Origin of the sequence: Pseudescherichia vulneris (assembly GCF_902164725.1) — a bacterium.
GTDB lineage: Bacteria > Pseudomonadota > Gammaproteobacteria > Enterobacterales > Enterobacteriaceae > Pseudescherichia > Pseudescherichia vulneris.
On record NZ_LR607338.1, the window covers coordinates 3380884 to 3389316 of the forward strand.

10 protein-coding genes are annotated in these 8433 nt (G+C 57.3%); 4 read left to right on the forward strand and 6 right to left on the reverse strand.

Annotated features, from left to right (window positions below):
* Nucleotides 1-10: 10 nt before the first annotated feature.
* Nucleotides 11-778, reverse strand: coding sequence for a hypothetical protein (locus FN633_RS14090; RefSeq protein WP_154058131.1), 768 nt, complete (start codon nucleotides 776-778; stop codon nucleotides 11-13).
* A 1-nt stretch (nucleotide 779) separates the two neighbouring features.
* Nucleotides 780-977: a hypothetical protein gene (locus tag FN633_RS14095; protein ID WP_042389943.1), complete on the reverse strand. Its 198-nt coding sequence runs from the start codon at nucleotides 975-977 to the stop codon at nucleotides 780-782.
* A 113-nt stretch (nucleotides 978-1090) separates the two neighbouring features.
* On the opposite strand from FN633_RS14095, the gene FN633_RS14100 reads away from it, so the two are divergent.
* Nucleotides 1091-1423 carry an EmrE family multidrug efflux SMR transporter gene (locus tag FN633_RS14100; protein WP_042389738.1) on the forward strand — a complete coding sequence of 111 codons (333 nt, stop codon included), beginning with the start codon at nucleotides 1091-1093 and terminating at the stop codon, nucleotides 1421-1423.
* Between the two features lie 90 nt (nucleotides 1424-1513).
* A complete protein-coding gene (locus FN633_RS14105) occupies nucleotides 1514-2740 on the forward strand; it encodes an EAL and HDOD domain-containing protein (protein ID WP_154058132.1) in 1227 nt (408 codons plus the stop codon).
* Nucleotides 2741-2743: 3 nt separating this feature from the next.
* Here the strand turns inward: FN633_RS14105 and sanA are convergent, their stop codons facing one another.
* From sanA to FN633_RS14125, 4 genes are all read right to left on the reverse strand, one after another.
* Entirely contained in the window at nucleotides 2744-3463 is a 720-nt protein-coding gene (gene sanA / locus FN633_RS14110) for an outer membrane permeability protein SanA (protein WP_042389741.1), read from the reverse strand.
* A gap of 125 nt (nucleotides 3464-3588) precedes the next feature.
* A complete protein-coding gene (gene cdd, locus FN633_RS14115) occupies nucleotides 3589-4476 on the reverse strand; it encodes a cytidine deaminase (RefSeq protein ID WP_042389742.1) in 888 nt (295 codons plus the stop codon).
* A gap of 129 nt (nucleotides 4477-4605) precedes the next feature.
* Nucleotides 4606-5301 carry a CidB/LrgB family autolysis modulator gene (locus FN633_RS14120; RefSeq protein WP_154058133.1) on the reverse strand — a complete coding sequence of 232 codons (696 nt, stop codon included), beginning with the start codon at nucleotides 5299-5301 and terminating at the stop codon, nucleotides 4606-4608.
* A complete protein-coding gene (locus FN633_RS14125; RefSeq protein ID WP_154058134.1) occupies nucleotides 5298-5696 on the reverse strand; it encodes a CidA/LrgA family protein in 399 nt (132 codons plus the stop codon). Before FN633_RS14125 ends, FN633_RS14120 begins: the two co-directional genes overlap by 4 nt.
* 208 nt (nucleotides 5697-5904) lie before the next feature.
* On the opposite strand from FN633_RS14125, the gene dusC reads away from it, so the two are divergent.
* Both dusC and mdtQ read left to right on the forward strand, forming a co-directional pair.
* Nucleotides 5905-6858, forward strand: coding sequence for a tRNA dihydrouridine(16) synthase DusC (dusC, locus tag FN633_RS14130; RefSeq protein ID WP_154058135.1), 954 nt, complete (start codon nucleotides 5905-5907; stop codon nucleotides 6856-6858).
* Nucleotides 6859-6996: 138 nt separating this feature from the next.
* A partial coding sequence (mdtQ, locus tag FN633_RS14135) for a multidrug resistance outer membrane protein MdtQ (RefSeq protein ID WP_154058945.1) occupies nucleotides 6997-8433 on the forward strand: 1437 nt, incomplete at its 3' end.

Consider the following 8433-nt stretch of genomic DNA (forward strand, 5'->3'; position numbering starts at 1 on the left):
CCTGTTGAGGTTATGCCTGCGGCTCTTCTTTGATGCCCATCGCCATGACCTGCGCCGGATCGAACAGCGACAGGCTCTCTACCTCATCGAGCAGGATCACCTTGCGGAAATCCAGGGCCGACTGCGGCTCGGTATCGAGGTTGATATCGTGCTTGTCATACCAGGCGCTGTAGTTATTCTCAATATTAAGCTGATGGGAGTGACGATCCCGGTGGCCACTGAGCATAGGGATCAGCTCAATATTTCTCACTTCAGTATCGTCAAGCGTAGCGCCGTGGATCATGCCGATATAGACCCGCTGTGACTTCAGGGTGATCCATGCCAGCTGGCCTGTCTCCATACACTGGTAGAGCAGCCCCTCCACGCCGTTGCCCCGAGTGAGAAACTTATACAGCTGGCGGCGACCATTGCCGTCGAGGCGGGCGCTGCCTGCCCAGTTAGAGCGGTAGAGGCAGAACAGGGTAGCAAAGGCGAGCATGATCACCACCGGAGCCTGTATGCCAAGGAAGCTCCAGTTCATAAAGGTCACCTGGAGACGGTGCTCTTCATAGCCAAACCACTGTGGTAGCGCATCCATGCCCATCGATGAAAACAGCAGCAGCAGCCATACCAGGGCGGTAGCAATGATCCCCTGTAGCATAAAGATGCAGCCGTAAAGGGCGACCAGAAAGTAGACGTCCCAGCCAAAGGAGCGCCGCAGTTTAAAGCGGGTAGAGAGATCGCGGCTGGTGTACCAGTAGCCGGAAACCATCAACACCATAAATATTGCTGTCGCCATTTTATGCCCTCTTTAGTGCATCAACATGGCGGATAAAATCCTCCTTCACGGCCTGGCTGCGTACGTTAACCCGCGCTCTGCCGTCCTCATCAATAATGATCCGCTCCCCGTCGTCGATAGATTCCTGAACATCGCGGTGATCGGTTACCTGAAGTAGCTTTTCCGGACTGGTAAATAGATAGCGTAGAATTCTCACAATGAACAACCTCCTGTGTCACTTACAGTATAGATGCACTATGAGAGAGGTTAAAAAGTAGCGATATGTAACGGCAGATGGCATATTTTACAAAATGATGCAAAGGAGGAGGGTTTATGCACGCTTATGTTCATCTGGGGATCGCGATTGTGGCTGAAGTGATCGGCACAACGCTGATGCGCTACTCCGAAGGCTTCACAAAACTGTGGCCGACGGTGGCCACGCTGGGATGTTATGCCGTGGCGTTCTGGTTTCTCTCCCAAACCCTACAGTACATTCCTACCGGCATTGCCTATGCCATCTGGTCTGGGGTGGGTATCGTGCTGATTAGCGCCGCGGGATGGATCTTTAGCGGCCAGAAGCTGGATCTGCCTGCCATCGGCGGAATGGCGCTGATTTGCGCTGGCGTACTGGTGATCAATCTCTTTTCTAAAAGCGTTGCACACTAAAGTGTGAGCTAGCGCGGGCTGAGCGCTCGATCTCAGAGGGGATTTAGCTATAGTTAAATTTTGCCGCTAGCATATGCCATGGAGAGGAGTATGTACTCATTTGTTGCGAGACAACCCATTTTTGACAAAAGCATGGCGACCGTTGGTTGGGAGCTGCTGTTCCGTGACGGGTTAACCAACCGGTTTCCAGACGTCTCGTCTGAGTATGCGACAAAGCAAATTATCTCCGATCTCTTCTTCTCTACGCCGCTGCCCTCGCTGGTCGGTAAGCACACCTGCTATATCAACTTTCCCGGCGAGATGATCGTCCAGGGTTTTGCCGATGCGCTTCCCCATGACAAGGTAGTTATTGAAATCCTTGAGACGGCCACGCCTAATAACGACCTGCTGGCCGCCGTGCGTCGCCTCTACGCCGGTGGATTTCAAATCGCCCTCGATGACTTCGCCCTGAAAAGCGAGTGGGAGCGCTTTTTTCCCTATATCAGCATTATTAAATTCGATATTCAGGCCCAGACCTTTGATGAGATCTCAGGCTATATTACGCAAAATCGTAACCGGCTTGGCAAGGTTACGCTGCTGGCTGAAAAGGTCGAAACGCAGGAGGAGTTCGATCGGTATCGCGCGTTCGGCTTCGATCTCTTTCAGGGCTACTTCTACAGCAAGCCCGAGGTGTTGCAAAACAAGCGGCTATCACAAAATAAGGTGTTGCAGATCCAGCTGATTGCCGAGGTTAACGCTCAGAATCCAGATCTGGCGAAAATCGAAAACTACCTCAAGAGCGACATCAGCCTCTCCTATACCCTGATGCGCTATACCCGCAACGTGGTCTATAACACACGCGGCATTGAGATAGTGAAAAACAGCACCCTCAAGGACACGCTGCTCTATCTTGGCTTTAACGAGCTGCGGCGCTTTGTCTCGATCTCCTGCCTGACCAGCATCGCCAACGTGAAGACCAATGAGCTGTACCATATGAGCCTGGTGCGGGGGATGTTCTGCGAGCTGTTGGCCAAAGCGGCAGGGCGGGAGTCGCTCGCTCACGACGCCTTCTTCTGCGGCCTGTTCTCACTGCTGGACGCTATCCTTGGTATCGCGCTGGAGGATCTGGTTAAGCAGATCGCGCTCTCCGAGCGGGTTACGCAGGCTCTGACCGAGGATGCTGGCGTGCTTTATCCGTTCCTGGATCTGGCCCGCCTCTATGAACAGCAGCGCTGGGAGGAGGTTAACGCGGTGGCGAAAAGCCTCGGGCTAACGCCTGAGGCGGTGATAGAGATCATGAAACGCGCCACCGCCTGGGCAGACAATATCGCCTTCTGAGCACTATTTTTTCGCTTTCGGCTGCAGATCCATCAGCTGCTCCGGCGTAACGGCGGGGTAGCCCTGCGCATCGTCCGGCACATCCTGGAGTGAAGAGATAGGCAGCAGCGGGCCGAGGAAGCGCGGCTCGCGTTTGAAGATATAGAGATCCGCCAGCGCGCCAAGACGCGCACCGAACTCCCGCACCCGCACGGTGAGCATATCTTTCGGCGAAGGTACGGCGTAGCACTGGGCCTGAATACCGCGGTGCAGGGCGATAAACAGCGCGCGCTCGCAGTGGAAGCGCTGGGTGATGATAATAAAGTCGTTGGCGTCGAAGACCTTGCGGGTGCGCACGATGGAGTCCAGGGTGCGGAAACCCGCGTAGTCGAGCACGATATCCTGCGGGTCCACCCCGGCGGCAATCAGATCCTTGCGCATGGTGACCGGCTCGTTATAGCTCTGCAGAGCATTGTCTCCGCTCAGCAGCAGGTAGTTTACCTTGCCGCTGTTGTAGGCGTTCAGCGCCCCCTGAATGCGATAGCGATAGTACTGATTAATCACCCCAGTGCGGTAATACTTGGCGGTACCCAGCACCACCCCAACCTGGCGGTAGGGCAGATCTTGCAAATCGTCGTAGATCCACGGGGAGGTTTTCCAGCTTATCCAGCGGTCAAGAACAAGCGCAGTTAACAGCAGCAAGCCGATGATGACTAACAGGCTGTATAACAAACGCTTTAACATGCAGATAGCTCGATGCGGAGATGAAATTTCATTCAGGCTACTTTACCCGCAGAGGAAGCGCAAGAATCAGCGATTCAACTGCGGGGATTTTCATCACAATCATTTCATTGTGTTATTACCGTAGCTCAGGCTGGCAGCGCCACACGCTCAACGTAACGACAGCCCAGCGCTCTCAGCGTGGCGGAGGTCGCGTCCCACTGGGTAAGGGGTGCGTCCGGGCGTTCAGCCAGCACGGCACGGCGCATATCCGGATAGTCGTAGCCGTTCAGGCTCAGCAGATTGAGCGCACCCTGTAACGGCGGCAGGGACGGGTTGAAGGCGGCATTTTCCGCATAGCGCCCGGCAAAAATCTGCCCGTTGCTCAGCTCGATGGCGACGCCGGAGGGAGCGTTGCTGTAAGGCGCATGGCTCTGGTTGGCGGCGGTGATGGCCGCTTTGACCAGCGCCTCTCCCTCAACCGTGAAACCGTGATCTTCGTCATCCATCAGCAGGGTATTAATTTCCAGATCTTTGGGACCAAAGGCGTCGGGCAGGTAATCCGCCAGAGTATGCGGATCGCGGCCGGGGAGAGCAATACGCAGATCGAGGCCGCTGTTCAGCTCGTTCATAAACTGGCGGCAGTGCCCGCAGGGGGTGTAGTTAACGGTGATAGCCACCAGGGATTTCTCACCCCGCAGCCAGGCGTGGCTGATGGCGCTCTGCTCGGCGTGGACGGTCTGCTGCATGCTGGAGCCAATAAACTCCATATTGCCGCCGAAGTACCATGTGCCGCTCACTCCGCGAGCGATGGCCCCCACGTTAAAATGGGAGAGATCGGCCCGGGCGCAGGCGGCGGCCAGCGGCAGGAGCGCAAAGGCCAGCGCATCTTCATCCAGTCCGGTGGCGCTAACCAGCGCCTTCACCTGCTCCGCGCTCAGCATGGCGGGAAAATGGTCATCCGCAAGGAGGGGGGCTAAAGCGGATTGCAGATCCTTCGCAAGATTAGCGAAAGCCGAGTGAAAACGTGAATGCATGGCGTTGCCTCATAGCAGTGTAATGGGAGCCTAGTGTAAAGAGCGTAAGGCGCTTTATATGTGATTCAAATCACACTCTATATGCAACTTATGAAATTCAAATGAAAAATGCGCGACGTATCGCAAATTTTAGCCCACCAGCGTCAGGATCAGCGGAAAGAGCAGGGGTGCCATCAGCGAAGTGATAATCCCGCAGAGTACCAGCGCCAGCGAACTGAATGCGCCCTCCTGATAATCCAGCTCCGCACAGCGTGCTGTGCCCAGGGCGTGGGAGGCGGTACCCATTGCCAGACCTCGGGCCGCTTTAGTGCGAATGCGCATCAGGTTCAACAGGGTATGGCCAAACACCGCCCCAAGGATGCCGACAAAGATCACGCAGACCGCGCTAATGGCCGGAATGCCGCCGATGCTGCCCCCTACCGCCATGGCAATCGGTGTGGTAACCGATTTGGGCAGTATCGAGGCGGCGATCTCCGGCGAGGCCCCCATCAGCAGGGCAACGGTAGTCCCGGTAACCATCGCGACCACGCTGCCGATAAAGCAGATGGAGATAATCGATTTCCAACGGGCGCGGATCTGATGCAGCTGCTCATACAGCGGGTAGGCCAGCGCCACTACGGCGGGCTGGAGCAGATCGTTAAGGACTTTGCTCCCGGCGAAATAGCGCTCATAGGGAATACCGGTCAGCAGCAGGAAGGGGATCAGCACCACCATCGCCACCAGCAGCGGATTAAGCAGGGGCATCTTAAAACGCATCGCCAGCTTGCGGGCTGCAAAGAAGACCGCCAGCGTTAGCGGCAGCGACCACCAGATATTTTCCATCACGATTTCGCTCCTTTCTCACCCGTTACCTTGCGCTCGCCATGCACCAGGTGCGAGCTCCAGCTCACCACCAGGAAGACAACAAGCGTGCTGATCGCGCAGGAGACCACCACCGGTCCGAACTGGGCCCGCAGCACGTCGTAGTACTGCATCACGCCCACGCCGATGGGTACAAACAGCAGCGCCATATAGCGGATCAGCACGTAGCAGCCGGGGTTAACCCATTTTGCCGGCAGGATTTGCAGCGCCAGCAGAAAGAACATGATCAGCATGCCGATAATGCTGCCGGGAATGGTAATGGGCAGTAGGGAAGAGATAGCGATTCCGGCATACAGGCAGGCATAAATCAGCACAAATGCGCGAAGATACTGCCAGACAACGGTCAATGATTTGGACATGGTTCAAGCCTCTGATGAAACGCATTCATCATACAATTGATTCGATAACTGTGCTATCGATCACATCATGAATTGTGAGCATACCAAATATTCCGAAATGGAACGTCAGGCATTCATACAAGATTAGGCGTAAAGCGGGCGATAAAGCCCCTTTCACCCATGGGCCAGAGGCGCTACCATACGCGCCTCTTTTCTGACGGGTAACGTTATGCGTGTATTACTGGCACCGATGGAAGGCGTGCTCGACTCGCTGGTGCGCGAGCTGCTGACCGGGGTAAATGATTACGATCTCTGCATCACCGAGTTTTTACGCGTGGTCGATCAACTGCTGCCGGTAAAGTCGTTCTATAAGATCTGCCCTGAACTGCATCGCCAGAGCCGGACGCTGAACGGCACCCCGGTGCGGATCCAGCTGCTGGGTCAGTACCCGCAGTGGCTGGCGGAAAACGCCGCTCGCGCCGTGGAGCTGGGCTCCTACGGGGTCGATCTCAACTGCGGCTGCCCGTCGAAGCTGGTGAACGGCAGCGGCGGCGGGGCCACGCTGCTCAAAGATCCCGAGCTGATCTACCGGGGGGCGAAGGCGATGCGCGAAGCCGTGCCCGCCTCGCTGCCCGTTACCGTTAAGATACGCCTCGGCTGGGACAGCGGCGCGCGGCAGTTTGAGATCGCCGATGCGGTGCAGCAGGCGGGAGCCACCGAGCTGGTGGTTCATGGCCGCACGAAAGAGGATGGCTATAAAGCGGAGCGCATCAACTGGCAGGCGATTGGCGAGATCCGTAAGCGGCTGACCATCCCGGTGATTGCCAACGGTGAGATCTGGGACTGGCAGAGCGCGCAGGATTGCCTGGCGGCGACCGGCTGCGATGCGGTAATGATTGGCCGCGGCGCGCTAAACGTGCCCAACCTCAGCCGGGTAATCAAATATAACGCCCCGCGCATGCCCTGGCCGGAAGTGGTTGGCCTGCTTCAGGACTACAGCCAGCTTGAGAAGCAGGGCGACACGGGGATGTATCACGTGGCGCGTATCAAGCAGTGGCTGGGCTATTTACGCAAGGAGTATGCCGAAGCCGATGGCCTGTTTAGCGAGATCCGTACCCTGAAGCAGTCGGCGGCGATTGCCACCGCCATCGAGGCGGCGGCTAAACATATTCGGGAAGAATAGTTATATTTATATCATTGATAAGGTGAATGTTTTTCCAGCTGTGTCTTTTTATGACCGGCTGTGTTTTGCCACGCTTACCTAAAAAAACGGGTAAAAGTGTGTGTACTCTGCAACGCCCTGGTTTAGCAGAGCGTATCTATGAGTCGTCCTTTTATTCTCGCCGCTGCGGCGTGCTTCCCGCTGGTATCCCTTCTTAGCGGATGCGCGCCGATGCACGACAGCGTCGTTCCCCTGAAAGAGCAGGCCCCGGCTGCGGCGGCTACCAACAGCTTACCTCCGGCGCTGGCCGCGGGCTGGCCGCAGAGCCAGTGGTGGCAGGCGTATCACGATCCGCAGCTTAATGCCCTGATTGAGCGCGCCCTGGCGCATGCGCCGGATATGCAGGTCGCCGAGCAGCGCATTCACCTTGCCGAAGCACAGGCGCAGCGCGTCGCCGCCAACGAGGGCCCACAGGTCGATCTCTCTGCTGACGTAGAACGACAGCGCATGTCTGCCGAGGGGCTGATGGGACCCTTTGCCATAACCGATCCCGCAGCCGGAACCACAGGCCCCTGGTATACCAACGGCACCTTCGGCCTCACCGCCGGTTGGGATCTGGATCTGTGGGGGAAAAACCGTGACGAGGTCGCAGCGCGCATTGGCAATGTGCGCGCCCATGAAGCGGAGCGTCAGCAGACGCGTCAGCTGCTGGCAACCAGCGTGGCCCGCCTCTACTGGCAGTGGCAGACCGAGGCCGCCATCAGTCAGGTGCTGGACGAGATAGATCGTGACCAGCAGACGATTGTGGCCGCCGACCGCCAGCTTCATCAGGCGGGCATTACCTCCTCGGTGGCGGACGCGGAAAACAGCATCGACGAAGGCAAAACCCGCCAGCAGCAGAGCGAGGCCCGGGGTAAAATGCGGGTGATTGAAGCTCGCCTGATTGCCTTGACCGACAGCAACGCCGCCACGCTGCATCTACATCCGATCGCCCTGCCGAAGGTGGAAGGTAAAATGCCCGCGCAGCTCGGTTACGATCTGCTGGCCCGCCGTCCCGATCTGCAGGCGGCGCACTGGTACATTGAGTCGTCTCTCAGCAGCGTAGAGGCCGCAAAAGCCGCGTTTTACCCGGATCTTAACCTGATGGCGTTTTTGCAGCAGGACGCCCTGCACCTGAGCGATCTCTTTCGCCACTCTGCCCAGCAGATGGGCGTCACCGGCGGCCTGACGCTGCCTATCTTTGACAGCGGGCGGCTTAACGCCAGCCTTAATATCGCCGAAGAGGAGCATAATCTCTCTATCGCCAACTATAACAAGGCGGTCGTGGACGCGGTCAACGAGGTAGAGAAGGCGGCGGTGCAGGTCGAAACTCTGGCGGACGAGAATCAACGCCAGCAGCAGATTGAGCAGGATGCGGGACGCATTGTTGCGTTAGCCGAGGCGCGCTTTAAGGTAGGGATCATTCCCGGCATGCGGGTCAGCCAGAGCCGCCTGCCACTGCTCCAGGAGCAGATTAACGGCATCACCCTGCACGGTCAGTGGCTGGACGCCACGTTGCAGCTCACCTCCACATTGGGCGGGGGGTATCATCAGGCT

Coding starts and splice junctions, on each gene's coding strand:
- FN633_RS14090 (WP_154058131.1), bottom strand. CDS start 778: ATGGCGACAGCAATATTTATGGTGTTGATGGTTTCCGGCTACTGGTAC.
- FN633_RS14100 (WP_042389738.1), top strand. CDS start 1,091: ATGCACGCTTATGTTCATCTGGGGATCGCGATTGTGGCTGAAGTGATC.
- FN633_RS14105 (WP_154058132.1), top strand. CDS start 1,514: ATGTACTCATTTGTTGCGAGACAACCCATTTTTGACAAAAGCATGGCG.
- sanA (WP_042389741.1), bottom strand. CDS start 3,463: ATGTTAAAGCGTTTGTTATACAGCCTGTTAGTCATCATCGGCTTGCTG.
- cdd (WP_042389742.1), bottom strand. CDS start 4,476: ATGCATTCACGTTTTCACTCGGCTTTCGCTAATCTTGCGAAGGATCTG.
- FN633_RS14125 (WP_154058134.1), bottom strand. CDS start 5,696: ATGTCCAAATCATTGACCGTTGTCTGGCAGTATCTTCGCGCATTTGTG.
- dusC (WP_154058135.1), top strand. CDS start 5,905: ATGCGTGTATTACTGGCACCGATGGAAGGCGTGCTCGACTCGCTGGTG.